This window comes from Nonomuraea soli, assembly GCF_013761175.1.
GTDB lineage: Bacteria > Actinomycetota > Actinomycetes > Streptosporangiales > Streptosporangiaceae > Nonomuraea > Nonomuraea soli.
The window spans coordinates 32,155-57,777 of record NZ_JACDUR010000006.1 but is presented as its reverse complement, the minus strand read 5'-3'; the positions used below and the strand labels follow the sequence as shown (position 1 = coordinate 57,777).

The window sequence follows — 25,623 nt, the reverse complement described above, 5'->3', positions numbered from 1 at the left end:
GAGGTTGCACGCTCGTCGTCATGAGAGCTGTGCGGGTGACCCGTTTCGGGGGTCCAGAAGTCCTTGACGTGTCCGAGGTGCCGGAGCCGGTGCCCGGTCCCGGTCAGAAGCTGATCGACGTGACCGTGGCCGACGTGTTGTCGCTCGACGCCCAGTTGCGTTCCGGATGGGGGCGCGAGTGGTTCGGCCAGACTCCGCCGTACATTCCCGGCACCGGGGTGGCGGGGTTGCACGAGGGCCGGCCGGTGGTGGCGATGGTCGAGGGCGGATACGCCGATCGGGCCGTGGCCGGCGTGGTGATCCCCGTGCCCGAGGCCCTGGAGCCGGTGCAGGCCGCCGCGTTGCTGCAGGCGGGACCCGCCGCGCTGGCGCTCGCGGAGGCCGCGGCGCTGACGGACGGTGACCGGGTGCTGGTCACCGCCGCCGCGGGCGGCCTGGGTACCCTGCTGGTCCAGCTCGCCGCCGCGAGCGGCGCCCACGTGGTGGCGGTCGCGGGCAGCGACGGCAAACGCGCGCTGGCGCTGGACCTGGGCGCCACGCGGGTCCTCGGCTACGCCGACGAGCTGCCCGAGGTCGACGTGGCCTTCGACGGCGTGGGCGGCACGGTCGGCGAGGCCGCGTTCGCCAGGACCCGGCGCAGGTTCTTCGCCTACGGCGTGGCGAGCGGCTCCCCCGCGCCCGTCCAGGGCGACAGGGTCACCGGCATGGAGCAGGTCCAGTTCTCCCCCGAGCGGCACGCCGAGCTGACCTCGCGGGTGCTCGGCCTGGCCGCGCGTGGCGGGCTGCGGCCGGTGATCGGGCTGACGGAGCCGCTGCACCGCGCGGCCGCCGCCCACGAGGCGATCGAGTCCCGCTCGGTCCTCGGCAAGACGCTGCTGGTGGTCTGACATGGCCGCCAGGATCGAGTTCTCCCAGTACGGCCCGGCCGAGGTGCTGGAGCTGCGTCCCTTCGAGGTCCCCGAGCCGGGCCCTGGGGAGGTGCTGGTCAGGGTGCGGGCCGCCGCGGTCAACGCCATCGACTGGAAGCTGCGGCGCGGCTTCATGCCCTCGCCGCTGCCCAGCGGCACAGGTCTGGAGATGTCGGGCGTCGTGGAGGGCGGCGACCCGCGTTTCACCCCCGGGCAGGCCGTCTTCGGCCTCGCCCCGGGCACCGCGGTCGCCACCCATACCCTCGCCAGGGCCGACGACCTGCTGCCCAAGCCCGACGACCTGACCTTCGAGCAGGCCGCCGCGCTGCCGGTGGCGGCGGAGACGGCCTTCCGCACGCTGCGCCGCCTGGCGCTCCTGCCGGGCGAGAGGCTCCTCGTCCACGCGGTCGCGGGCGGCGTCGGCCTCGCGGCCGCGCAGACGGCGCTGTCGAGAGGAGCCGGGGTGGTCGGCACGGCCAGCCCCCGTCACCACGACTACCTGCGCTCGCTCGGCGTCGAGCCGATCGTGTACGGCGACGGCTGGCCGGACAGGGCCGGCCGCGTCGACGCGATCCTGGACGCCTCGGGGCGCGGCGAGCTGGCCGAGTCGCTGAAGCTCACGAGCCGCGTGGTGTCGATCGCCAGCCACGACGTCCCCGAGCTGTTCTCCTCCGCCAGCACGGAAGGGGTGCCGCTGGCGGAGGTGTTCGCCGAGCTCCTGCCGGTCGTGCGGCTGCCCATCGCCGCCGTCTTCCCGCTCGGCCGGACCGCGGAGGCGCACCGGCTGAGCGAGGAGGGCCACCTGCGCGGGAAGATCGTCATCGCGATCGCGGAAGGAAATCTTCCTCGATAGCGGGCAGAATGTCGTCATGCTGGAAACCTCGGCCCGACTGCTCCGCCTGCTGTCGCTGCTCCAGGCCCACCGCGAATGGTCGGGCCCGGAGCTGGCCGGCCGCCTGGGCGTGTCGACCAGGACCATTCGCAACGACGTGGAGCGCCTGCGCACGCTCGGCTACCCGGTGCACGCCACGCCCGGGGTGGCGGGCGGCTACCGGCTGGGCGCCGGCGCCGCGCTGCCGCCGCTCCTGCTCGACGACGACGAGGCGGTGGCGGTCGCCGTGGGCCTGGGCAGGGCGGCGGGCGGCGGAGTGGCCGGCATCGAGGAGAGCTCGATCAGGGCGCTGGCCAAGCTGGAGCAGGTGCTGCCGTCGCGGCTCCGGCACCGGGTCAACGCGCTCAACACCCACACCGTGCACATCCCGGGAACCACGCCGAGCGTGCCGCCGGAGACCCTGACGACGATCGCCAACGCCGCGCGCGACCACGAGCGGCTGCGCTTCGACTACACCGTCCACGACGGCGAGGCCAGCGTGCGCGAGGCCGAGCCGTACAAGCTGGTGCACCGCCGCGGCCGCTGGTACCTGGTCGGATGGGACGTGCAGCGCGAGGACTGGCGCACCTACCGGGTCGACCGCATCACGCCGCGCACCCCCAACGGCCGCCGCTTCACCCCGCGCGAGGTGCCCTTCGACGTGGCCGAACACGTGGAACGCGGCGTCAACACCGCGATGTGGCGTCACCGCGCGACCGTGCGGATGTTCGCCCCGGCGGAACGGCTGACCAGCCTGCCCATGGGCCTGGACGTGGAGCCGGAGACGGAACAGACCTGCCTGCTGCGTGTCGGCGCCGACGACCCCGGCGCGATGGCGGTGTGGATCGGCTTCCTCGGCATCGACTTCGAGGTGCTCGACTCGCCCGAACTGATCGAGCACTTGCGGATCGTGGCCGAGCGCTACCAGCGGGCGGTCAGCGCGCGGTCAGCGCCGGAGCCGACCGTGTGAGGCATGACAGTCAAGCAGATCGCGGGCAGCGCGAACGACTTCCAGCTCGTCCACCACGTCACCGCCACCGGCGACCAGCAGGCCATCGGCCGCCTCCTCGCGGCGCAGGCCGCCGAGGTCTTCGGATGGCGGCCCCAGCCGGTCGACCCGGAGCTGAACCGGGCCCGCATGGCCTGGTTCGCCGAGCACTGGCCGCAGCACCACGCCAGGATCGAGGGCGCCCGCGCCCTGTGGGCGCAGGAGCACGGCGGGGCCTGCGCCGACGGCCTGACCTTCGACGGGCTGACCGGCATGGCCATGGGCTGCTCGGCGTTGTGGGTCCCGCCCTCGGCCAGCACCGACGGACACGGCCGGATCGGCCGCAACTACGACTTCTTCACCCTGACCACCAGCGAGCTCATGGGCCTGGGCGGGCCCCAGCCGGGCGAGCTGCCCATGGCCGCCCGCCCGCACGTCGTCACCACCGTGCCCGACGAGGGCCTGGCCTCGACCGTGGTGTCGATGTCCGACCTCGACGGCGCCATGGACGGCATCAACGAGGCGGGCCTGGCCGTGGCGCTGCTCATGGAGGACTACGCCCGGACCGAGCCGCCCACGGACACCACGCCCGGCATTGGGGTCAGCTCGGTGCAGTTGCTGCGGTTCCTGCTCGACACCTGCGAGGACACCGAGCAGGCCAAGACGGCGCTGAAGGGGCTGCCGACCTACGACTTCGGCATGCCGCTGCACTACATCGTGGCCGACGCCGCCGGACGGGCCTTCGTGTGGGAGAACGGCAACGCCTTCGAGGTGGGCGACGCGGCCCTGTGCGTCACCAACCACCCGCTCCACCGCCACCCGGACCCGCGCTCGCTGCCCGAGGACGACGAGCTGACCATGACCACCTACGCGCGCCTGCGCTCCATCTTCGACGCCAGCCGCGGCGTCACCATGTCGCCCGAGTCGCTGCGCGCCGCGCTGCGAGGAGTCCAGGCCGGGCAGGACAGCCCGTGGCGCACGACGTGGAACACGGTGTTCGACACTTACGACCGCACCATGGCCGTGCGCTTCTACCTCGGCGACGGCGAGCGGGAGCCGCGCTACACCCAGGAGCTGCTGTTCACCGCCGGGGTGTGACCAGCCCCGACTCGTAGGCCATCACGACGAGCTGGGCGCGGTCGCGCACACCCAGCTTGGTCATCGCCCTGCTGACGTGGGTCTTGGCGGTGAACGGGCTCACCACCAGCTCCGTGGCGATCTCCTCGTTCGACAGGCCCTGGCCGACCAGCGCGACCACCTCCCGTTCGCGGGAGGTGAGCGCGCTCAGGTCGCCCTGCACCGGCCTGCCGCGCGAGACGAACTCGTCGATCAGCCTGCGGGTGATGCCGGGCGACAGCAGCGCGTCGCCCCTGGCGGCCACCCGGATCGCGTGGAGCAGGTCAGCCGGGTCGGTGTCCTTCAGCATGAAGCCGGCCGCCCCGGCCCGCAGGGCGTCGAAGACGTACTCGTCGACGCCGTAGTTGGTGAGGATCACCACGTGCACCCCGGCCAGAGCCGGGTCGGCGGCGATGCGCCTGGTCGCCTCGATGCCGTCCATCACCGGCATCTGCACGTCGAGCAGCACCACCTCGGGCACGTGCTCGGTGACCAGCGCGACCGCCTCGGCACCGTTGCAGGCCTCCCCCACGACCTCGATGCTCTCCTCGGCCTCCAGCAGGGCGCGGAAGCCCGCCCTGATCAGCGCCTGGTCGTCGGCCAGCACCACGCGGATCATGCCGGCAGCGCCTTGCCGGACAGGCCGGCCGTGACCTCGACGGGCAGCCACGCCCTGACGGTGAAGCCCCGCCCGGCCGGACCCGCCTCCAGCCTGCCGCCGAGCGCGTCGACGCGCTCGCGCATGCCGGTCAGCCCCTTGCCGCCCCCCGCGAGGCCCTCGCCTGGAGCGGCCGCCCCTCCGGTGTCGCTCACCTCGACCACGACCTCCTGCTTGCCGTACTCCACCAGCACCGAGGCCTGCGCGCCGGGCGCGTGCCTGACGCAGTTGGTCAGCGCCTCCTGCACGATACGGAAGGCCGCCTGGTCGACGGAGGCGGGCAGGGCCCGGCTGTTGCCCTCGACCGTCAGCGCCACCTCCTGCCCCATGGCCCGCATGCGGGAGATGAGCTCGGGCAGCCTGGCCAGCGCCACGGTGTCGTCACGCAGCACCTCCAGCGTCTCGCGCAGCTCGCGCATGGCCTCGCCGCTGGCCTCCTGGATCGCCAGCAGAGCGGGTGACGCCTGCTCGCCGCGCTTGGAGGTGAGGTGGACGGCCACACCGGCCTGCACCTTGATCACCGAGATCGTGTGGGTGAGCGAGTCGTGCAGCTCGCGCGCGATGCGCAGCCGCTCCTCTCCCGCCCGGCGCAACGCGGCCTCCTCGCGGGAGTGCTCGGCGTCGAGCGCCCGCCGGTCGGCCTGCTGCAGCGCGATGCCCATGGCGACGGCGGCGACGAACCAGCCCATGACCAGGAAACCGCCCTTGACGGCGGCGAGCACGGGCTGGTCGGAGAGCAGGTAGCCGCCGGTCATCGCGGCCACCAGGCCCAGCGCGGCGACCTGGGCGGCACGACGGTGCCCGTGGCGCACCACGCTGGCCAGCGTGATCAGGGCGGGGATGGTGGCGGCCATCTCCGGCTCGACGGCGAGCACATAGCACGCGGCCAGCACCGAGGTGACGGCCAGGACGTGGAGCGGATGACGCCGGTGCGCGGCCAGCGCCGCCGCGGAGAGCACGAGCAGGCCGTAACCGGCCGGGCCCGCCACCCCGTTGAGCGCGGCCGTGCCCACCATCAGGGCGCCGACCACCGGAGCCACCATGACATCGACCCTGTTCATGTCGTCAAGGTACGACAAAGATCCGCCGGGCGCGTCGTACGGTGGGAGTACTTCGAGCGCATCATCAGGTGTCTCTCCAGGCACGACGACCGCGGGCACGCCGCGGGCGATCGTTGGGGCCATGAGAGATTTCACCGGAAGCGTCCACCGTCCAGGCGACGCCGGATACGACGAGGCCCGCCGCGCCTGGAACCGTGCCGTGGACCCGCGCCCCGCCCTTGTCGCGGAGGCGCTCACGCCGCAGGACGTGCGCTGCGCCGTCCTTGAGGCCAGGACCAAGGAGATGCCGCTGACCGTGCAGGCCACCGGCCACGGCACGCTGGCCGATGTGCCGGGAGCGCTGCTGCTCAGGACCGGCGACCTCGACCATGTCTTCGTCGACCCGTTCAGGCGCGAGGTGAGCGTGGGCGCCGGGGCGGTGTGGTCGGACGTGATCGCGGCCGCCGCGCCGTACGGCCTGGCGCCCCTGTCGGGCACCCCGTGGATCGGCGTGAGCGGCTACACCCTGGGCGGCGGCGCGGGATACCTGTCCAGGAAGTACGGCCTGGCGGCCGACAGCCTGCTGGGAGCCACGATCGTCACCGCCGACGGCGAGCTCGTCGAGGCCCGTGACGAGCTGCTGTGGGCGCTGAAGGGCGGCAGCGGCAACTTCGGCGTGGTCACCGAGCTCACGCTGCGGCTGTTCCCCGCGGAGCGGGTGGTGGCAGGGAGGAGCTTCCACCCCGGCGAACGCGCCCAGGAGGTGCTGGCCGCCTTCGAGGAGCTGGAGCAGCCCGACGAGCTCAACGCGGCCGTCCTGCTCATGCCGGGCATGGTGGGCCTGCGCGTCCTCGCCGTCGAGGGCGGCGAGCGCGCGCTGGCTCCGCTGCTGAAGGCGGCCGGCGATCCCCTCCGGGGCGGCTTCGCCGAGATGAGCTTCCAGGAGGCGGGCGACGTGCTCGGGCCCAGGCACGACCCGGCGCCCGTCGCTCACGGCTTCGAGCTGTTCCACCGGCTGCCGCCGCTGGAGGGCGTCTTCGGCGAGGTCAGGCGCTGGGGCGGGGCGATGGCGCACGGCGAGGGGCCCGCAGGCCACCGCGACGTGCCCTTCTCCGTCATCAGCTCCGAGCCGGTCGACCTGCCCGGCAGGACCGGCGGGGCGTTCCTGAACTTCCTGGTCGACACCTCGCGCACGGCCGACGCCTACACCCGCGCCGACTACGAGCGCCTCGTGGAGCTGAAGAAGCTCCACGACCCCGACAACCTGTTCCGCCCTTCGCACCTGATCGGATCATGATGAAATTCAGGCACATCATCCCTGTCGAGCCGCGTGACGCGACCGGGCTCGTCGCCGAGATCTACAGCCAGCAGGCGCGCGACATGGGCATGACACGGCTGCGCCCGCTGATGCCGCTGTCGCACGCCCCCGACCTCATGGCCGCCGCCTGGGCGCTGCTGCGCGAGTCGCTCGTGGCGGGAACGGTCAGCAGGACCGAGCGCGAACTGGTCGCCATCGGCGTCTCCGAGCGCAACCGGTGCCCGTTCTGCTTCGACGCCCACACGATGTTGCTGCACGCCACCGGCCGGCACCGGCTGGCCGAGGCCATCGCGCGCGGCGAGCGCCCGGCCGATCCGCGCCAGGCGGCGCTGCTCGACGGGCGCGGCCTGGACGAGCCCGAGCTGGTGGGGACCGCGCTGGCCTTCCACTTCGTCAACCGCATGGTCTCCACGCTGCACTCCCCCGACGTGCTGCCCGGCGGCATGCAACGCTGGCGTGCCGTACGGTCGCTGGCGGGGCGGGCCTTCGCCAGTACGGTCCGCCGGGTCGCGCCGCCGGGCGACAGCCTCAAGCTGCTCACCGTGCGGCCCGACGCGCCCGCGTGGGCGGAGGACAGCCCCGTCGGCACGGCCTACGCCGCCCTGTGCGCCCTGGCAGACGACGCCGTCGTGCCGGGCCTGGACACCTGGGACGGCGGCCATCCGCCGCTCACCCACCGCTGGCCCGACGAGCCGGTCGCCCGGCTGCGGGCCAAGGTCGCCCTGGCGCCCTACCGGATCACCGACGACGACCTCGGCTCGTGCGGGCTCGGCCCCGAGGAACTCGTGAGGGTGATCGCCTCGGGCGCCGTGGCGGCGATGCGCCGCCACGAGCGGCTCATCCTCGCAGGTACTCCTCTCTGACCTTGGAGCGCGACAACTTCCCGGTGGGCGTGCGCGGCAGCGCCTCGCGGAACTCGATCACCTTCGGGTGCTTGAAGCGCGCCAGGCGAGGCTCCAGATGCTCCAGCAGCTCCCCGGCGCTCACCTCGGACAGGGGCTGGACCAGGGCGACGACGTTGTGCCCCCACTCCTCGTCGGGGACGCCGATCACGGCCACGTCGGCGACCGCCGGGTGCTCCAGCAGCGCCGCCTCGATCTCGGCGGGGTAGATGTTGACCCCGCCCGAGATGATCAGGTCGGTGCGGCGGTCGCACAGGAACAGGTAGCCCTCCTTGTCGAGGTAGCCGATGTCGCCGGGGGCGTACCACTCGCCGCGCATGCTGGCCTCGGTCTTGGCCCGGTCCTTGCGGTACTCGAAGGTGCCCAGGCCGGACTTGACGTAGATCATTCCGGGTTCGCCCGGCGGCAGGTCGTCGCCGTTCTCGTCGAGGATGCGCACCTCGAAGGTCGGGGCGGGCTTGCCGACCGTGCCAGGGTGCGCCAGCCAGTCGTGCGGCTTGACCGAGAAGGCGATGGTCGACTCGGTGGAGCCGTAGTACTCGTAGAGCACCGGGCCCCACCAGTTCATGATCCCCTTCTTGACCGCCACGGGGCAGGCCGCCGCGGTATGGATGACCTGCTGCAACGACGACACGTCATGGCGCCGCCGCACCTCCTCGGGCAGCTGGAGCATGCGGTGGAACATGGTCGGCACCATCATCGCGTTGGTGACCCGGTGGCGCTCGATCAGCTCCAGGATCGGCTCGGGTTCGAAGCGCGGCGCGATCACCAGCGTGTGCCCGAGGTGCAGGGCGAACATCGTGTGCGCGCAGGGCGAGGAGTGGTACATCGGCGAGGTGACCAGGTGCACCGCGTCGCCCTGCTTCAGGTCGCAGACCTCGCCCAGGAACCACTGGTAGAGCGGTACGACGGCCTCGGGCTCGGCCCCGGGCAGCGGGCGCTGCACGCCCTTGGGGAAGCCGGTCGTGCCGGAGGTGTACCACATGACCGCGCCCATGCTCCGGTCGGCGGGCGACGCGGTGGGCTGGTCTGCCGCCAGGTCGGCCACCCCGGTCGTGACGACCACCTTGGCGTCGCAGTCGGCGACGATGTAGTCGATCTCGGGTTGCGTCAGGTGCCAGTTGATCGGCACGTAGTACAGGCCGATCTGTCCGGTGGCCATCAGCATGACCACCTGGTCGATCCCGTTGCGCAGGACCCCGGCGACCACGTCGCCGTTCTGCAGCCCGCGGGCGCGCAGGCCGTGGCTGACCCGGTTGGTCAGCGCGAGGAGCTCGCCGTAGGTCACCTGGGGTTCGGCGATGGCGAGGCGGTCGGGATGGGCTTGGGCGATGGCGTAGAAACCCGGAAGATCCATCTAGAGCTCCAGGAGCTGGGCGAGTCTGGCGCGGTAGACGCGCGGCGGGCCGAGCAGGACCTCGTCGGCCTTGGCGCGCTTGTAGTACAGGTGGGCGTCGTGCTCCCAGGTGAAGCCGATGCCTCCGTGCAGCAGCAGGTGGTCGCGGGCCACCTCGAAACATGCCCGCCCGACGAAGGCCTGGGCGAACATGCCCGCGCGGGCCACCTCCCCCGGCTCGTTGTCGGCCGTCCAGGCGGCGTATCGGACGATCGACTCGGCCTGCTCGAGCTTGCCGTGCATGTCGGCGAGCTTGTGCTTGACCGCCTGGTAGGAGCCGATCAGGCGGCCGAAGGCGGCGCGGATCTTGGCGTAGGCCACGATCGCGTCGAGCGAGGCGCGCATGACGCCCAGCTGCTCGGCGGCCAGGGCGATGGCCATGCGGTCGAAGACGCCCGACTCAGGAGCCGCGCCCAGCTCACGGGCGGGGGGCTGGTCGAGCTCGATCCTGGCGTAGCCGCGGGTGACGTCGAGCGCGGGCTGTGCCGTACGGCTGACGCCCGGCCCGTCGAGCTCGACCGCGTAGAACGTGTCGCCGACGCGGGTGACCAGGACCTCGGCCTCCATGCCGCTGAGCACCTGCTCGTAGGTGCCGGTCAGGCCCGGCCCCTCGGCGAGGGTGACCGCGCGGCCCTCGGCGATCTGGGTGAGCAGTTCCTTGTCGGGGGTGAGGCTCAGCGCGATCGTGGCGAAGACGGTGGCCAGGTACGGCCCGGGCAGCAGGGCGGCGCCCGTCTCCTCCAGGGCCACGGCCAGCTCGGCGTAGCCCGCTCCGGCTCCGCCGTACTCCTCGGGGACCAGCAGGCCCGCGAGGCCGAGTTCGCCGTTGAGCCGGCGGTAGACGGCCGGGTCGTGGCCGTCGCGCGGCCTGGCGTTGGCCGCCAGGAAGGAGCGGACGGCGGTGCGGAGCTCCTGCTGCTCCGCGGTCAGCAACAGGTTCACGCCTGGGTCCCCACCTTCAGGTCCTTGAACGGCACGGTCTTGTCGACGCGGGGCTCGGGCGGCAGGTTGAGCACGCGGTCGCCGACGATGCCGCGCATGATCTCGTTGGTGCCGCCGCCGAGCGCCATGCCCGGCGCCCAGGAGACGGCGAAGGCCAGCCGGTCGTCCTCCAGCAGCGCCTGCGGGCCGACCAGGTTCACCGCCAGGTCGGCCTGGAAGACGGTCAGCTCGGCGAGCAGGAGCTTGGCGGCGCTGCCGCGGGCGCCGGGGAAGATCCCGGCCCTGGTCTCCTGGCCCAGCCGCTGGTTGAACAGCTGCAGCGCCTTGGATCTGATGTACAGCTCGACCAGCTGGTCGCGGACCAGGGGGTCGTCGGTGTCGACCACCTCGCGCAGGGCCTCCAGGGAGGTGGGGTTGTCGCCGCTCATGCCGACGCCCGCCGAGATCGACAGCCGCTCGTGCAGGAGCGTCGTGACGGCCACGGACCAGCCGTCGTTGACCTCGCCGACGCGGTCGGAGTCGGGGATGTGCACGTCGTCGAAGAAGATCTCGTTGAAGTGCGCGCGTCCCGTCATGTCACGCAGCGGCCGTACGGTCACCCCCGGGTGGCGCATGTTGACCACGAACATGGTCAGGCCCTTGTGTTTGGGCACGTCGATGTCGGTGCGGGTGAGGATGAGGCCCCAGTCGGCGTACTGCGCGTTGGTGGTCCACACCTTCTGGCCGTTGACGATCCAGCCCTCGCCGTCGCGTACGGCACGCGTCTGGAGGCTGGCCACGTCGCTGCCCGCTCCCGGCTCGGAGAACAGCTGGCACCAGATCTCCTCGCCGCGCAGCAGCGGCCGGATCCAGCGGGCACGCTGCTCGTCGTCGCCCCTGTCGACCAGCGTGGGACCGCACATGCCCAGGCCGATCGAGAAGATCGGCGTCGGCATGGAGAATTCCCTGGCGACTTCGGCGAAGGCTCTTTCCTCGGCCTGTCCGAGTCCCTGGCCGCCCCATTCCTTGGGCCAGGTGATGCCGGAATATCCGGCGTCGTACAGCCCGGCCATGAATCGTTTGGCGCCGTCGACGCCCTCCGCCGCCGGGGTGTTGGCCTCCAGCCACTGCCGGGCCGTGCGGCGGTATTCGTCCAGATTCACTCCGCCTCCTCGAGATCAGTGCTCACTTACTCTAATCAGCGGAAAGGGCCTCGCATAGGGCAAGGTTTTGTCCGTTTTTATGACCGAATCTCCCTTAATTAGGGTGAACTCCACCTAGTGTGATCACCTGATTACCAGGGGGAGAGGCGTGATCACACGGTTCGCGGGGTCCGTGCGTGCGAGGCTGACACTGATCGCCAGCGTCGTCATGGCACTGATCTGCCTTGTCCTGAACACCCTGGTGCTCTACGGCGTGCACACCGCCGCCGACGACTACCGCACCAACCAGGTGATCAGCGCGGCGCTGCGCATCGTGCACCAGATCAAACGCGGCACCCTGCCCGCCGAGCTCAACACCGACGTCGACGGCGCGCAGGTGCTCAACGCCACCGGCCAGGTCGTGTCGGCATCCGCGACGCTGACCGGCAAGGCGCCCATCACGGACGTGGTGCCCGACGCCGACAACGCGAGCCGTACCGAGGTCATCTGCGGCGTGGCGGACTTCGACGGCGACTGCATGGTCATCGCGTCGTTCCGCGTCTACGAGGACGACGGCGACTGGATCGTCTACACCGCCTCCGGCGCGATCCCCTGGTACGTGCACGGATGGGTGATCGCCGGGCTCACCGCGCTCTCACTCGGCATGATCGCCCTGACCGCGTACGGCACCTCCCGCACCGTGGCCAAGACGCTCGCGCCCGTCGACGCGATCCGCTCCAAGCTCGCCGACATCACCGCCACCGACCTCGGGCAGCGGGTGCCCGTCCCCGCGGCGAAGGACGAGATCCACGCGCTGGCGGAAACGGCCAACTCCACGCTCGACCGGCTGGAGGCCGCCGTCGAGCAGCAGCGGCGCTTCGCCTCCGACGCCTCCCACGACCTGCGCAGCCCCATCACCGCCATGCGCACGCAGGTCGAGGAGGCGATGCTGCACCCGGACGACACCGACTGGGAGCAGACCGGCCGCGCCCTGATGGCCAGCATCGACCGGCTGCAGGCCATCGTCACCGACCTGCTGACCCTGGCCAGGCTCGACGCGGGCGCGCCCAGCCAGGTCGAGAGCATCGACCTGGGCTCGCTGGCCGCCGAGGAGATGTCCAGGCGCCCCAACGGCAAGGAGGTCAAGCTCGACCTCATGCCCGAGGTCGTGGTCGACGGCGACCGGTTGCGGCTGGTCAGGCTGCTCACCAACCTCGTCGACAACGCCCAGCGGCACGCCTCCTCGCTCATCGAGATCTCCGTGCGGGCCGAGGGCCGCCTGGCCGTCGTGGAGGTGGCCGACGACGGCGCGGGCATCGAACCCGAACAGCGCGAGATCGTCTTCCGGCGCTTCACCCGCCTCGACGCCTCCCGCAACGTCGACGCCGGAGGCACCGGCCTCGGCCTGCCCATCGCCCGCGAGATCGCCAAAGCCCACGGCGGCTCCCTGACCATCGAGGACTCCGCGCGCGGCGCCCGCTTCGTCCTGCGGCTGCCCCTGAGGGAGGCATGAGCGGTGTTCACGACCTGGTCGGTGCGAGCGCGGCTGACGGCCGCGGCCGGCGTCGCCGCCCTCCTGCTCAACCTGCTCATCGCCACGCTGGTCACGCCGCTGGTCTACCTCCTGCTGGCCGACTACGTCTCCGAGCAGGTGGCGGCCACCTCCCGCAGGGTGGCCTTCACCGTCGAGCGTTACGCCGCCGACGACCTGCTCAAGCCCGTCGCGCCGGTCGAGGACATCGATCTCATCCAGGTGCTCGACAACAAGAACGAGGTACGGCAGGCGAGCCCGAAACTGGTCGGCAAGCCGCCGCTCACCACCGTGCGGCCGACGGGCGAGGACGGGCGCGTCGACACCACGACCTGCGTTCCCGCCATGCCCGGGTGCCTGATCACGGTGGGGTTCCGGGTCGCGGTCGGCGACGAGTACTGGATGTCCTACGCCTTCGCTCCCACCGTGCCGTGGTACATCGATGTGAAGTACATCGCCGGGATGGTCGGCGGGGCGCTGGTGCTGGCCGGGGTGACCGCCTGGATCTCCTCCCGCGGCCTGCGCAGGGCCCTGGAACCGGTGTCGGCGATCCAGAACGAGCTGGCCGAGATCACCTCCACCGACCTCGGCCGCCGGGTGCCGCGCGCCAGTCACCGCGACGAGTTCGACTCCCTCGCGCAGACCATCAACGCCACGCTCGACCGGCTGGAGGCGACCGTCGAGCAGCAGCGCCGCTTCGCCTCCGACGCCTCCCACGACCTGCGCAGCCCCATCACCGCCATGCGCGCCCAGGTGGAGGAGGCGATGCTCCACCCGGACGACACCGACTGGGAGCAGACCAGCCGGGCCCTGATGGCCAGCATCGAGCGGCTGCAGGCCCTCGCCACCGACCTGCTCGCCCTGGCGCGGCTGGAGTCGGGCACGCCGGGCAAGCAGGACCGGCTCGATCTGGGGGAACTGGTCGCCACCGAGCTCGACCGGCGCACGCCGGGCAAGACCCTGGTGCGCTCATTGGAGCCGGGGGTCTTCGTCGTGGGCGACCGGTTGCGGCTGGCCCGGCTGCTCACCAACCTCGTCGACAACGCCCAGCGGCACGCGGTGTCGCGGATCGACGTCTCGGTGCGGACCGAGGACGGCTGCGCCGTCCTGGAGGTCGTCGACGACGGCGCGGGCATCGAAGCAGAACAGCGCGAGATCGTCTTCCGGCGCTTCACCCGCCTCGACGCCTCCCGCAACGTCGACGCCGGAGGCACCGGCCTCGGCCTGCCCATCGCCCGCGAGATCGCCAAAGCCCACGGCGGCTCCCTGACCATCGAGGACTCCGCACGCGGCGCCCGCTTCGTCCTGCGGCTGCCGATGGCCTGAACGTGTCGTTTTACGCACAACGGAACAGATCATTCCGCATGGAGCGTCTGCCTCTCTGACAGTCCCCCACGGGGGAATCATCAGACAGGAGAAGCCCATGTTTTCCCTGAAGCACAACCTGGCCCGCCTTTCCCTTCTCGGTGTGGCCTCCGCCGCGCTGATCGGCGCCGCGGCGGTGCCCGGCCAGGCGGCCGCCTCCGGCATCGTCGAAGTCGCCGTGGACGCCGGCGTGCCGACCGTCATCTACCGGGCGGGCAGCCAGGCGAGCAACTCGGCCTCGCTGACCACCTTCAACCGTGACGGGGTCCCGCACATCGCGGTGTTCGACACCGTGGCGCTCACCGCCGGCGCGGGTTGCCAGCAGCTCAGCCCCCGCGCGGTCACCTGCGGCCCGGCGGCCGGCACGGCGATCAAGAGGTTCGTCGCCAACCTGGGAGACCGCAACGACGTCTTCAGCGTCGGCGCGATCTTCACCGGCATCGTCAACGGCGGGGACGGCGACGACTCCTTCCTCGCCGGCGTCAAGAACGCCCAGCGCACCGCGATCATCTGGAACGGCGGTGACGGCAACTTCGACAAGATCTCCTACCGCGGCAGCGACGCGGCGGTCCGCGTCTCGCTCGAGAACGGCTCGGACGGGCTCGAGGACGGCCGCACCGGCGACCGCAACTCGGTCGTCGGGGTCGAGGAGCTCACCGGCTCGCCGTTCGGCGACGACCTGCGGGGCGACCGCAGGGACAACCGCATCGACGACGGGTTCGTCCAGGGTGCGGGCGACAACTCCGGCGACAGGCTGAGCGGTGGCGACGGCGACGACCTGCTGTTCACCAAGGACCTGCTGGCCGACCAGGCCGCCGACTGCGGTGACGGCACCGGCGACCAGATCTTCATCGACCGGACGCTCGACCCCGCGCCGGTGAACTGCGAGGAGATCGTGCGCCAGTAGCCCGGGCGGGGTGCCTGTCCGCCTCCAGGCACCCCCGGCGCCGCTAGCCGACCCCCAGCGCCCGGTAGACGCCGGGCGTCAGCATCTCCAGATACCACGCCGCCGCCTGTCCCGCCGGGTGGGGCTCGTCCTGCTCCAGCCACCACACCAGCGAGCCCATCGCCGCCGACACCGCGAAGGCCACCACCACCTCGTGCGGCACCCGCGCCCGCTCCGGCTCGATCCCCGCGGCGCGGATCCGGCCCCGCAGCAGGCCCTCCAGGTAGACGCGCAGGTCCTCGCGCACCCGCGCCGAGCCGCGCTCGCCCAGCACGCCCAGGTAGAACCTGCGGCGCGCGGCCAGGTTCTCCAGGAACTCCACCAGCCAGCCGGGAACGCCCGGATCCGGCAGCGGCGGGTTGTCGCGCACCGGCGCGAAGGTGCCGCCGATCACGTCGAGCAGCAGGTCGTACTTGTCGTCGAAATGGGCGTAGAAGGTCGCGCGGTTGACCATGGCCCGCTCGGCGATGTCCCGCACCGTCACGGTGTCGTAGCCCCGCTCCCCCACCAGCTCGATCAGCGCCTCGCGCAGGAGCTTGCGCGTGCGCCGTACTCGCAGATCCGACACATCCCTCCTCCGTGTCGCCTAAGCGACACCCTGGGCGGTGGCCTCCTTACGAGTCACCGTCCCGGCCGATTAAACACAAAGCATGAACGGACGAGTGGCGGTCATCACCGGAGCGGGACGAGGGATCGGGCGCGAGGAGGCGTTGTTCTTCGCGGCACGAGGGGCCAGGGTCGTGGTCAACGACCCCGGCGTGGCGGCCGACGGGTCGGGCGGCGACCCGGCCGTCGCCCAGCGGGTGGTGGAGGAGATCAGGGCGGCGGGCGGCCAGGCGGTCGCCAGCACCGCGGACGTGGCGGACTGGGCGGGGGCGCGCAGCGTCGTGGAGAGCGCGCTGGAGGCCTTCGGCGACCTGGACATCGTGGTCAACAACGCCGCGGTCGAGCGCAACCGGGCGCTGGTCACCATGACGGAGGACGACTTCGACAGCGTCGTGGCGGTCAAGCTCAGGGGCGGCTTCGCGGTCAGTCACTGGGCTGCGCGGCACTGGGCGGACAGCGGTCTCGTGCGCGACCGGGCGATCGTCAACACCGCCTCGGGCTCCGGGCTGACCAACCCGCTTCCCGGCCAGACCAACTACGCCTCCGCCAACGCCGCCGTGGCGGCGATGACCCAGGTCCACGCGCTGGAGCTGGGGAGGTACGGCGTGCGGGTGAACTGCCTGTCACCCTCCATGGTGCGCACCAGGCTGACGGAGACCGTGCCGGGCGAGCTGACCTCGCCCGCCGCGATCGCCCCGGTCGCGGCCTACCTGGCGAGCGAGTCCTGCCCGCTCAACGGCCAGGTGCTGTCGGTGCGCGGCAGCGTCGTGACGGTCCTGCGGGGCTGGGCGGCGGGCGAGCGGGTGGAGAGCGGCGGCACCGTCGAGGGCCTGGCCGCCGCGATGGCGGAGGTGAAGGTCACCGACCCGGCCGAGGTGCTGGCCGCGGCGCTGCAGGGGGCGCTGGGGATCGACGGGGCGCAGGCGCTGCGCCGCATGATCGACGCCGCGCTCGGCTGAGGGCCCTTCCCAGGCTTATTGGATGGTTTGTACAATACGAGCCTGGGAGAGGAGCCACCGATGAGCTCAATCGCCGCCGGCGAACGCGACGACCCGATCAACGAGCAGCGAGCCTACGAAGCGGTCATCGAACGCCTCTCGAAGGCGTCGGTCGACAAGCACTGGGAGCCGTACAAGGACATCCCCTGGGACGACCCCGACTTCCTGGTCCACCACGACGACCCCCGGTGGAGGTTGCCGGAGGTGGACAAGCTCGGCTCGACCGCCTGGTACCAGGGACTGCCCGAAGAACTCCAGGCGCGGATCGGCCTGTTCAGGGTCGCGACGGCGATGAAGATCGGCCTGCAGTTCGAGAACCTGCTCAAGCGGGGGCTGCTGAACTACGCCTACCGCCTGCCGAACGGCTCGCCCGAGTTCCGCTACGTCTACCACGAGACCATCGAAGAGGGACATCACGGGATGATGTTCCAGGAGTTCGTCAACCGCACGAAGCTCCCGATCCGCGGCATGCCGGGGCCCCTGAGCGTGATCGCCCAGGCGGCCCCCTGGATCCCGCTGATCTCGACCGAGCTGTTCTTCATCTTCGTCCTGGGCGGCGAGGACCCGATCGACCACGTGCAGCGCAAGGTGCTCAAGGACGGGCACAGGCACCACCCGCTCGAAGAGACCATCATGCGCATCCACATCGCCGAGGAGGCCAGGCACATCTCCTTCGCCCGCCACTACCTGCGCAGGCGCGTGCCCCGGATGCCGCGTTACCGCAGGGCGATGCTGAGCTTGATCTCGCCGGTCATCCTGGGCATCATGGCGCGCATCATGCTCGCCCCGCCCGGTCCCATGATCAGGCACTTCGGGATCCCCGGCCACGTCGTCGACGAGTGCTACCGCGACAACACCGCGGCCAAGCAGGAGATCAGCGACTCGGTCGGCAAGACCAGGGAGTTGTGCGCGGAGCTGGGCCTGATGAACCCTGTCAGCCGCAGGATCTGGAGTGTCATGGGCATCGCGGCATGAGAACGGCGATCATCACCGGAGGCGCCTCCGGCATCGGCCGGGCGGTGGCCGGCGAACTGGTACGACGGGGCGCCCGCGTCACCGTCGCCGACCTGGAGCGCGGCGACGACCCCGAGGTCGTCTCGGTCAAGCTCGACGTGACCGACCCCGAGGCGGTGGCCGCGCTGGTCGGCCAGGTCAAGCGGGAGTACGGCCGGCTCGATCTGATCATGAACAACGCGGGCATCGCGATCGGCGGCGCCACCGACGAGCTCACGCTCGACCACTGGAACCGCGCGATCGACGTCAACCTGCGCGGGGTGGTGCACGGCGTGCACGCCGCCTATCCGGTGATGGTCGAGCAGGGTTTCGGTCACATCGTCAACACCGCGTCGCTGGCCGGGCTGGTTCCGGCGCCGCTGATGCTGCCCTACACCACCACCAAGCACGCGGTGGTGGGCCTGTCGACCGCGCTGCGCGCCGAGGCGGCGCGCCACGGCGTGCGGGTGAGCGTGGTCTGCCCGGGCTTCACCGACACCCCCCTGCTCGACCACGCCAACCCCGACCTGCCGGAGACCGAGGCCTCCAAGCACGCCAGGAGCGCGGCGATCCGGGTGCAGGGCCGCCTCTACCCGGTGGAGGATCTGGCCCGCGACATCGTGCGCGGCATCGCGCGCAACCAGGCGCTGATCGTCGCGCCCGCCAGCGCCCGCGCGGCCTGGCGCGGGGTACGGCTGTCGCCGTCGTCGGCGATCCGTGTCGCGGCGCGTGCCGTACGCGGACTGACCAGAAACGTTTAGCGCGCCTTAAATCGGACATAACGGACATATGACGGCACATTTCCAGGACCCGAAGCGCAAGCAGGACAACGCCCGCGCGGCGTTCACCGAGCGCACCACTTCGGGTGGTGGAACCTCGAAACGGATCGCCAAGCAGTCACTTCCCGTACGCCGCGGCCAGCGGCACGGCACCCGCCCCGGCCGAAGCTAGAGGGTGAAACCACAGATGCCGGTCCCGGGCTCGCCGAGCGCCCCGTTCCCCGCTTAGGACGGGGGCGCCCGAGCCCCGGGACCGGTACCCGGTCATCCACGAGGCCGTGCACCGATCTCCGCCCCCGAGGATCGGTGCACTCCCCTGTTTCATGACCCCTGTGTCACGACACCAAGCGCAGCACGCCCCAGCGCGAGGTGTCGCGGTAGGACTGGCCCGTCGGGTCGTTCCAGGTCGCGGCAGCCGTACGGCTGGCGCCGGTGGCGTCGTTGACCTGGAGGTCGAAGCCGAGCAGCGCGCCCTCCGCCGGGTCGGCCAGGGCGAGGGCGGCCTCGACCACGTAACCCGTCGCCGTGCGCTTCACCGCCGACGCCACCGGGGCGGCCCCGCTGAGCGCGCCGGTGAAGCTGATCCGATACTGCCCGTCGTCGCCGTCGTAGGACTTGGCCTTGTCGTTGCCCTGGTCGACGAAGATCTCGACCGAGTCCTCCTCCCAGGGATTGGCCGCCTCCTCCGACAGGACGGGATCGGTCACCGTCGCCAGGACGTAGAGCGTGCCCGAGTCCCACAGCGCGCTCCACTGGGCGGTGGCGCCGGAAGCGCCCTCCACCTGGACCGAGGTCGGCTGGCTCTTCCTGCCCCACAGCCCTTCGCGCACGCCGTCGACCACCGGCGTGCCCCGCTTGGCGGTGGCCAGCCTGACGGCCGGGACGGGCGTCACCTTGCCGAGCCAGACGGTCTCGGCGCCGGTGGCCGCGTCGACGATCTTCAGCTCGAACAGCTCGCCGAGCCGCGCCGGCAGCAGCGTCTCCGCCCGGTAGCCGCCCTCGACGGGCTTGACGGTCCTCGCGGATCGCTTGATCACGTACGGCACGCCGTCCACGGTCGCGGTCACCGCGTCGTTCCTGTCGCGGGTGGCGTCCCGGACGGTGGCCAGCAGCGAGATGCCCCGCTCCGACCATCGCAGCTGGAAGCCGCCGTTCGGCAGGGAGATGTCTGGCAGCTTGTCCCACTCCAGGTCGCGCTGGCCGTCGATCCTGGGCGAACCCTCCGGCGCCTGGGCCTTGCGCACCAGCGGGGGCAGCCTGCTCGGGTCGACCACACCCCAGTAGGCGGGCTTGGCCTGCAACTGGTCGTCGAAGAGCAGCGGGGCGTTGAGCCGGGTGATCGGGAAGGTCGACAGCCACGTGTCGTTGTCGGCCAGGCCCCAGACGGTGACCGAGCTGAGCTTGCCGGCGTGGCGGCGCAGGACGTCGAAGATGTCCTTGTAGCGGTGGCCCTGCTCGATGATGATCTCTTCGGGGATCGACTCCCACGAGGAGGTCGAGTCGGTGTAGACGCTCACGTCGAGCTCGGTGACCTGCTGGTCCACCGGCAGGCCGGCGAAACGCTCGATCGTGTCCTCGATCGCGGAGGCGGGCTGCGCCTCGATGTTGACGTGGAGCTGGTGGCCGACGGTGGTGATCGGCACGCCCTCGTCGAGCAGCTGCTTGACGACCTTGTACATCGCCTCGCGCTTGTTCGGGTACTCGGTGTTGTAGTCGTTGAACACCAGCTTGGCCGTCGGGTCGACCTCGTGGGCGACGCGGAAGGCGGTGCGGATGTAGTCGAGGCCGGTGATCTCGAACCACGGAGAGCGGCGCAGGCCGTCCGGCTGGTTCTCGTCGATCACCTCGTTGACCACGTCCCAGGTGTCGATCTTGCCCACGTAGCGGCCCATGACCGCGCGGATGTGCCGCTCCAGGCGGGCCAGCAGCACCTCCTTGGTGGCGTTCTCGAACACCCAGGCGGGGGTCTGGCTGTGCCAGGCCAGGGTGTGCCCGCGCACGTGCATGCCGTTGGCGATGCCGAAGTCGACCAGTTCGTCGGCGGCGGCGAAGGTGAACTCGCCCTCGCGTGGCTCGGTGAAGTCCCACTTGAGCTGGTTGCCGGTGGTGACGCTGTCGAAGTGCTTGGTCAGCAGCTGACCTTCCAGGCCGAGGATCTGCTGGCGCTGGATGGCCGCTCCCATGCGGAACGGCACGGTGTCCTTGACCGCCGTCAGCTCCGTCTGGATGGGCGGGACGGGCTTGTGGACGAGGGTGAAGTCGTCCATGGCGTAGTCGGCCGTTCCGCTGGAGGACTCCACGTACACCGACAGGAAGTCCACGTCGTCGACGAGCGTGTAGGTGGCCTTGAGCTGGGTCCAGGCCGCGGGGTTCTCGGCCGTGGCCAGGCGCTGGTACGACGGGGTGCCCGCCAGGCGCCGCTCCAGCGACAGGCTGAGCGGCCCCGTGCCCTTCACCCATACCGACAGCTCGTACTTCTCTCCCTTGGCCAGGTGGGGCAGCACGTCGAGCGCCGCCCCGGTCCAGTTGGCCGACCGCCCCGTCACCGACAGGCCGGACGAGCCGCTGTGGGCGGCCTCGGCCGTGACGGTGAGCGTGGCGGTGCCCCGCGGCGCCCAGCCCTGGGGGGTTCCGTCCTCGAAGTCGCCGCTCACCAGCGTGGTGGCGGCCAGGAGGACGGATAAGAGCAGGCGGATCATGCCAGGTTGCTCCTCAGCAGGTCGATGAGGGGTGCCCGGCGCGCGCAGGAGCCGAAGGCGAAGGACTCGGCCAGGGAGGTCAGCTCGGAGTCGTCGAGCCCGCGGAAGAGGTCGGCGTACTCCGGCAGCATCGCCTGGGCCATCAGGACGTGCCTGACGAGGTCGTCGGTCTGGTAGCGGGCGCCCCACGGATAGGGGTGCCAGCCGGGGAACTCGGTCTCGACCAGGCCGTGGAGCGGCGCCAGGTCGGTGGCCGACTCCTCCATGGTCGAGCCCCAGCGGTCGACCCCGAGCCTGGCCTTCTTGGCGATGAAGGAGGAGAAGCGCTCCATGTACGGCCCGCCGGCCGTCACCAGCCCCTGCAGCCCCACGTCCTTGTAGGTCCAGAGCGACCAGCCCGCCTCGTGGGCGTCGAAGATCTCCAGCTGGTCGCTCAGGATCTGGTAGCGCATCTCGTCGATCACCGGGTCGCCGGTGTAGACGGGACCGAACTCCCCCACCCACAACGGCGTGCCGGTCTCGCGCTGGAAGCGGGTGCGCCGCTCGAAGGTGGCCTCCAGCTGCGCCCGGTCGCACCATTCGCCTCTGGTCAGCCCGGGATAGGGCCCGCCGTGGGCGAATCCGGCCAGCGCGTAGTCGTGGCAGACGAACACCGTGTTCTCGTAGACCTCACGGAAGACGGTGAAGTCGGTGGAGTAGGTGTTGCCGTCGAGGAAGAGCACGTGCCCCGGGTCGGCGGCCCGCACCGCCTTGACCAGCCGGTCGTAGAAGGGCCCGACCACCTTGCCGCTCGGATCGCCCGGCTCGTTGACCGGGTTGTATCCCGCCACCCAGGGGTTGTCCCTGTAGCGGTCGGCGATGGCCTCCCACAGGTTGACCACCCGGTCCTGGAAGTGGCGGTGGGTCCAGAAGGAGGCGACGTGCGTGGGGTTGTCGGAGTGCCAGTGCTGGTTCTGCGCGCCGGGCAGGGCGTGCAGGTCGATCACGCTGTAGATGCCGTGCGAGCCGAGGAGGTCGATCACCCGGTCGAGATGGCGGAAGCCGTACTCCACGATCTCCATGGGGCGGGCGTCCGACTCGAAGTGGCGGTAGTTGATCGGGATGCGCACGCAGTTCATCCCGAGCTCGGCGAGGAGCGCGGCGTCCTGCTCGGCGAAGAAGCACGACAGGAGCCGGTCGAAGAACAGCTCCGCGCGGTCCTCGCCGAGCACCTCCTGGACGGCCTCGCGCATCGCGCTCTCGTTGGCCGGATAGCCGGTGATGAAGTTCTCCATGTTCATCCATCCGCCCAGGCCCACACCGCGAAGCCGTACCGGATGTCCTTGATCGTCGACTAGCTGGGCGCCGGAGACACGCAGCATGTTCATCCCTTCATGGCACCGGCCGTGAGGCCGCTGATCAGGTGGCGTTCTGCGAGGGAGTAGAAGGCCAGCGCCGGCACCATGGCCAGGACGAGGTAGGCCATGATTCTGGAGGTGTCGGCGCCGTGCTCACCCTGGAACTGCTGGACTCCCAGGGGGATGGTCCACCACTCCGGATCGGTGAAGACGACCAGGGGAAGCAGGAAGTTGTTCCAGCTCGCGACCACGGCGAGCACGCTCACCGTGGCCAGGGCCGGTCTGGCCATGGGCAGCAGGATGCGCCAGAAGAAGGCGAAGGACGTGCAGCCGTCGAGCGTGGCCGCCTCTTCGATCTCGTTGGGGATGCTCCTGAAGAAGCCGCGCAGGATGATGATCGTCACCGGGATGCCGAAGGCCGCCTGGACGAAGATCACGCCCCAGGGGCTGTCGAGCAGCCCCAGCGTGCGCAGCATGACGAACAGCGGCAGGATCGCCACGGTGAAGGGGAACATCAGCCCCACGGCGAACAGGGTGAAGATCGCCTCCCGGCCCCGGAAGGTGAAGCGGGCCAATACGAAGGCGGCCAGCGCCGAGACCCCGACGAGCAGGGCGGTGGTCAGCAGGGCGATGAAGATGCTGTTGCCCAGCTGGCGCCAGAATCCGGCCGAACCCAGCACGTCGGCGTAGTTGCCGGCGTTCCACGGCGCGGGCAGCCCGAAGGGGTTGGTGGACAGCTGGCTGGTGTCCTTGAAGCCTCCGATGACCGCGTAGATGATCGGCACGGCGACGAAGGCTCCGACGACGACGGCGATCAGCTGCAGTGACAGATGCCTGCTCTTCACTGGACGGTCGCCCCCTCGAGGTCACGGCGCATGACGTAGCGCTGGTACCACAGCGCGAAGACGAGACTGAGCAGGAACATCACGACGCTGATGGCGCTGGCGTAACCGATCTGCGCGCGCTTGAAGCCGAACTGCATCATCGTGACGGCGAGCGTCTCGGAGGAGTGGCTCGGCCCGCCGCCGGTCAGGATCCAGACCAGGTCGAAGAGCTGGATCGTGCCGATCACCGACAGGAAGGCGCTGATCCGGATGGTGGGCCCCATCAGCGGCAGGGTCACGTAGCGGAACACCTGCCACGGGGTGCTCCCGTCGATCTGCGCCGCCTCGGTCAGCTCCTTGGGGATGCCCTGCCGTCCGGCCAGGTAGAGCAGGGTGTGGAAGCCGAAGTACTTCCACGACATCACCACGAAGAGCGTCAGCAGGACGGTCGACTCGTCGGCGAACCACTCCGACTCCAGGCCCACGACGCCCAGGATGGCGTTGGCCAGCCCGCTCTCGTCAGGAGCGAAGATCATCGTGAAGAGGACGGCGGTCACCGCCTCCGAGAGCACGTACGGCGCGAAGAACACCAGCCGGTAGAACGCCCGGCCCCGGATGCGCTGGTGCAGCAACATCGCGATGGCCAGGGAGAAGGGCAGCTGGACGAGGAGCGACAGGACGATGATCACGCCCATCGTGCGCAGGTCGCCGTAGAAGATGTCGCTCTCGAACAGCCGCGTGTAGTTGTCCAAGCCGATGTAGTTGGTAGGCAGGCCACCCAGGCCGTTCCACTTGAAGAAGCTCAGGTAGCCGGCCATCAACGTCGGCAGGAGCACCAGCAGGACGAAGAGCACCAGGGCGGGCAGCAGGAACAGGGTGATCGTCACCCAGCGGCGCATCCGGCGCGGGGCGGAGGCCGCCCGTCGTCTGTTTCTGACGGGCGGCCTGGACAACGTTGTGGTCACTCCGACTTCGCCACTTCCGTGATGGACTGCACGACCTCTTCCGGGGTCTTCTTGCCTTCGATCAGCTGGGCGACGCTGTCGTTCACCTCCTGGCCGACCGCGGGCGGGTAGGCCTGGTCGAGGTAGAGCTGGAAGCCGGTGGCGGTGGCCAGGGCCTCGGCGACCGCCTTCTTGTTCGGGTCGGAGACGGTGGCCTCCTCACCCTTGTGGATCGGCAGCCACAGGTCGTCGTTGATCGCCGGAGCGTGGCGCTCCTCGGCGATCAGGAACTTCAGGAAGTCCACGGCCGCGTCGGGAGCCTCGGCGCCCACGGCGTAACCGCCGCCACCGCCGAACGCCTCGGTGAGGGCGCCCTTGCCGCCCTCGACCGCGGGGAAGGGGAAGAAGCCGAGCGCCTCGCCCAGGCCCTTGCCCTCGGTCTTCTGCGAGCCGGGTGCCCACTGGCCCATCAGCTCCATGGCGGCCTTGCCGTTGCCCACGGTGGCCGACTGTCCCGTCGGGCCGGGGTAGGCGGCGTTCTCGAAGCCCTTCTGGAAGGGCTGGAGGTCGGCCAGGGCCTTGAGCTGCTGCCCGGCGGCCACGAAGTCGGGGTTGGTGAAGTCCTTGGTCTCGGCCGCCTGCTGGAGCGCGGGCAGACCGGCGATGCGCATCGCCAGGTAGGACCAGTAGAAGTGGCCGGGCCACTTCTCCTTGCCCGCCAGCGCGATCGGGACGATCCCGGCGGCCTTGAGCTTCTTGACCGCCTCCAGATAGGCACTCCAGGTGCCCGGAGGCTCGGTGATCCCCGCCTTGGCGAAGAGATCCTTGTTGTACCAGAAGCCGATCATGCCGATGTCGGTCGGCACCGCGTAGACCTTCTCGTCGATGACGTAGGGCGCCACCGCGGCGGTGGTGAGGCTGTCCTTCATCTCACCGAGGTCCACCTCCTTGACCAGGCCGGCCTCCACCTGCTGGGCCAGCACGCCGCCGCCCCAGGTGGTGAAGATGTCCGGAGCCTGGCCGGCGGAGGAGACCGTGGACATCTTGGACTTGAAGGCGTCGTTCTCGAGGATCGTGATCTTGATCGTCACCTCGGGGTGCTCGGCCATGTAGGCCTTCGCCGCCTTGTCCAGGGTGGACTTGCCCGGGTCGTTGGTGGCGATGTGCCACCAGTCGACCGTGACCGGCTCGGCCTTCTGACTCTGACCGGCCTGGGGAGACTGCTGGGGCGGAGTGGTGGAGCTTCCGCAACCTGCCAGGAAAAGGGCTGTGGCCGCACATAGGACCAGATGCCGTCGCACCGGGGTTCCCTCCTCAGAAAATTTCGAGTACCCCCCGAAT

General features: G+C 70.7%; 24 protein-coding genes. 13 read left to right on the top strand and 11 right to left on the bottom strand.

The window, feature by feature from the left end:
- Positions 1 to 20: 20 nt before the first annotated feature.
- From HNR30_RS28470 to HNR30_RS28455, 4 genes are read left to right on the top strand one after another with little or no spacing between them, the layout of a single operon-like run.
- A complete protein-coding gene (locus tag HNR30_RS28470) occupies positions 21 to 887 on the top strand; it encodes a zinc-binding dehydrogenase (RefSeq protein ID WP_181613150.1) in 867 nt (288 codons plus the stop codon).
- 1 nt (position 888) lies between these two features.
- Complete coding sequence (locus HNR30_RS28465) at positions 889 to 1,761, top strand: NADP-dependent oxidoreductase (protein ID WP_181613149.1); 873 nt, start codon at positions 889 to 891, stop codon at positions 1,759 to 1,761.
- A gap of 16 nt (positions 1,762 to 1,777) precedes the next feature.
- A complete protein-coding gene (locus tag HNR30_RS28460; protein WP_181613148.1) occupies positions 1,778 to 2,749 on the top strand; it encodes a helix-turn-helix transcriptional regulator in 972 nt (323 codons plus the stop codon).
- A gap of 3 nt (positions 2,750 to 2,752) precedes the next feature.
- A complete protein-coding gene (locus tag HNR30_RS28455; RefSeq protein ID WP_181613147.1) occupies positions 2,753 to 3,865 on the top strand; it encodes a C45 family peptidase in 1,113 nt (370 codons plus the stop codon).
- On the opposite strand, the gene HNR30_RS28450 is transcribed toward HNR30_RS28455, so the two are convergent.
- Together HNR30_RS28450 and HNR30_RS28445 are read right to left on the bottom strand one after the other, a co-directional pair.
- The gene (locus HNR30_RS28450; RefSeq protein ID WP_181613146.1) at positions 3,849 to 4,502 is read right to left on the bottom strand and encodes a response regulator; all 654 of its coding nucleotides are present in this window, start codon (positions 4,500 to 4,502) and stop codon (positions 3,849 to 3,851) included. The genes HNR30_RS28455 and HNR30_RS28450 overlap by 17 nt on opposite strands.
- Complete coding sequence (locus HNR30_RS28445; RefSeq protein WP_181613145.1) at positions 4,499 to 5,602, bottom strand: sensor histidine kinase; 1,104 nt, start codon at positions 5,600 to 5,602, stop codon at positions 4,499 to 4,501. Before HNR30_RS28445 ends, HNR30_RS28450 begins: the two co-directional genes overlap by 4 nt.
- A gap of 121 nt (positions 5,603 to 5,723) precedes the next feature.
- On the opposite strand from HNR30_RS28445, the gene HNR30_RS28440 reads away from it, so the two are divergent.
- Together HNR30_RS28440 and HNR30_RS28435 are read left to right on the top strand one after the other, a co-directional pair.
- Complete coding sequence (locus HNR30_RS28440) at positions 5,724 to 6,878, top strand: FAD-binding oxidoreductase (protein WP_181613144.1); 1,155 nt, start codon at positions 5,724 to 5,726, stop codon at positions 6,876 to 6,878.
- Positions 6,875 to 7,762: a carboxymuconolactone decarboxylase family protein gene (locus HNR30_RS28435; RefSeq protein WP_220134131.1), complete on the top strand. Its 888-nt coding sequence runs from the start codon at positions 6,875 to 6,877 to the stop codon at positions 7,760 to 7,762. The genes HNR30_RS28440 and HNR30_RS28435 overlap by 4 nt, the downstream gene beginning before the upstream one ends.
- Here HNR30_RS28435 and HNR30_RS28430 read toward each other — a convergent pair.
- From HNR30_RS28430 to HNR30_RS28420, 3 genes are read right to left on the bottom strand one after another with little or no spacing between them, the layout of a single operon-like run.
- Positions 7,737 to 9,158, bottom strand: a complete 1,422-nt coding sequence (locus HNR30_RS28430; protein WP_181613143.1) for an AMP-binding protein — start codon at positions 9,156 to 9,158, stop codon at positions 7,737 to 7,739. The genes HNR30_RS28435 and HNR30_RS28430 overlap by 26 nt on opposite strands.
- The gene (locus HNR30_RS28425) at positions 9,159 to 10,139 is read right to left on the bottom strand and encodes an acyl-CoA dehydrogenase family protein (protein WP_181613142.1); all 981 of its coding nucleotides are present in this window, start codon (positions 10,137 to 10,139) and stop codon (positions 9,159 to 9,161) included.
- Positions 10,136 to 11,281 (bottom strand): acyl-CoA dehydrogenase family protein, encoded by a 1,146-nt coding sequence (locus HNR30_RS28420; protein WP_181613141.1) that lies wholly within the window; start codon positions 11,279 to 11,281, stop codon positions 10,136 to 10,138. The genes HNR30_RS28425 and HNR30_RS28420 overlap by 4 nt, the downstream gene beginning before the upstream one ends.
- A 148-nt stretch (positions 11,282 to 11,429) precedes the next feature.
- Here HNR30_RS28420 and HNR30_RS28415 point away from each other — a divergent pair, with 148 nt between their 5' ends.
- The 3 genes from HNR30_RS28415 to HNR30_RS28405 all read left to right on the top strand — a co-directional run bounded on the left by HNR30_RS28415 (position 11,430) and on the right by HNR30_RS28405 (position 15,063).
- Positions 11,430 to 12,773: a sensor histidine kinase gene (locus tag HNR30_RS28415; protein WP_312894692.1), complete on the top strand. Its 1,344-nt coding sequence runs from the start codon at positions 11,430 to 11,432 to the stop codon at positions 12,771 to 12,773.
- 3 nt (positions 12,774 to 12,776) lie between these two features.
- Positions 12,777 to 14,117 carry a sensor histidine kinase gene (locus HNR30_RS50320; RefSeq protein ID WP_181613140.1) on the top strand — a complete coding sequence of 447 codons (1,341 nt, stop codon included), beginning with the start codon at positions 12,777 to 12,779 and terminating at the stop codon, positions 14,115 to 14,117.
- A gap of 97 nt (positions 14,118 to 14,214) precedes the next feature.
- Positions 14,215 to 15,063 (top strand): hypothetical protein, encoded by an 849-nt coding sequence (locus HNR30_RS28405; protein WP_181613139.1) that lies wholly within the window; start codon positions 14,215 to 14,217, stop codon positions 15,061 to 15,063.
- Positions 15,064 to 15,106: 43 nt separating this feature from the next.
- Here the strand turns inward: HNR30_RS28405 and HNR30_RS28400 are convergent, their stop codons facing one another.
- A complete protein-coding gene (locus HNR30_RS28400; protein ID WP_181613138.1) occupies positions 15,107 to 15,670 on the bottom strand; it encodes a TetR/AcrR family transcriptional regulator in 564 nt (187 codons plus the stop codon).
- An 82-nt stretch (positions 15,671 to 15,752) separates the two neighbouring features.
- Between HNR30_RS28400 and HNR30_RS28395 the strand changes: the two genes are divergently transcribed.
- The 4 genes from HNR30_RS28395 to HNR30_RS28380 are packed head-to-tail and all read left to right on the top strand — an operon-like array spanning position 15,753 to position 18,650.
- Positions 15,753 to 16,667 carry an SDR family NAD(P)-dependent oxidoreductase gene (locus HNR30_RS28395; protein ID WP_181613137.1) on the top strand — a complete coding sequence of 305 codons (915 nt, stop codon included), beginning with the start codon at positions 15,753 to 15,755 and terminating at the stop codon, positions 16,665 to 16,667.
- Between the two features lie 60 nt (positions 16,668 to 16,727).
- The gene (locus HNR30_RS28390; protein ID WP_181613136.1) at positions 16,728 to 17,681 is read left to right on the top strand and encodes an AurF N-oxygenase family protein; all 954 of its coding nucleotides are present in this window, start codon (positions 16,728 to 16,730) and stop codon (positions 17,679 to 17,681) included.
- Entirely contained in the window at positions 17,678 to 18,460 is a 783-nt protein-coding gene (locus tag HNR30_RS28385) for an SDR family NAD(P)-dependent oxidoreductase (protein WP_181613135.1), read from the top strand. The genes HNR30_RS28390 and HNR30_RS28385 overlap by 4 nt, the downstream gene beginning before the upstream one ends.
- A 28-nt stretch (positions 18,461 to 18,488) precedes the next feature.
- Positions 18,489 to 18,650: a hypothetical protein gene (locus HNR30_RS28380; RefSeq protein ID WP_181613134.1), complete on the top strand. Its 162-nt coding sequence runs from the start codon at positions 18,489 to 18,491 to the stop codon at positions 18,648 to 18,650.
- A gap of 163 nt (positions 18,651 to 18,813) precedes the next feature.
- On the opposite strand, the gene HNR30_RS28375 is transcribed toward HNR30_RS28380, so the two are convergent.
- The 5 genes from HNR30_RS28375 to HNR30_RS28355 all read right to left on the bottom strand — a co-directional run bounded on the left by HNR30_RS28375 (position 18,814) and on the right by HNR30_RS28355 (position 25,583).
- Complete coding sequence (locus HNR30_RS28375; RefSeq protein WP_181613133.1) at positions 18,814 to 21,177, bottom strand: endo-1,4-beta-xylanase; 2,364 nt, start codon at positions 21,175 to 21,177, stop codon at positions 18,814 to 18,816.
- Complete coding sequence (locus tag HNR30_RS28370) at positions 21,174 to 22,544, bottom strand: glycoside hydrolase family 5 protein (protein WP_246379552.1); 1,371 nt, start codon at positions 22,542 to 22,544, stop codon at positions 21,174 to 21,176. The genes HNR30_RS28375 and HNR30_RS28370 overlap by 4 nt, the downstream gene beginning before the upstream one ends.
- Positions 22,541 to 23,359, bottom strand: coding sequence for a carbohydrate ABC transporter permease (locus HNR30_RS28365; protein ID WP_181613132.1), 819 nt, complete (start codon positions 23,357 to 23,359; stop codon positions 22,541 to 22,543). Before HNR30_RS28365 ends, HNR30_RS28370 begins: the two co-directional genes overlap by 4 nt.
- Entirely contained in the window at positions 23,356 to 24,225 is an 870-nt protein-coding gene (locus HNR30_RS28360) for a carbohydrate ABC transporter permease (RefSeq protein WP_312894691.1), read from the bottom strand. Before HNR30_RS28360 ends, HNR30_RS28365 begins: the two co-directional genes overlap by 4 nt.
- Positions 24,226 to 24,299: 74 nt before the next feature.
- On the bottom strand, positions 24,300 to 25,583 hold the full coding sequence (locus HNR30_RS28355; RefSeq protein ID WP_312894690.1) for an extracellular solute-binding protein: 1,284 nt from the start codon (positions 25,581 to 25,583) through the stop codon (positions 24,300 to 24,302).
- Between the last annotated feature and the right edge of the window lie 40 nt (positions 25,584 to 25,623).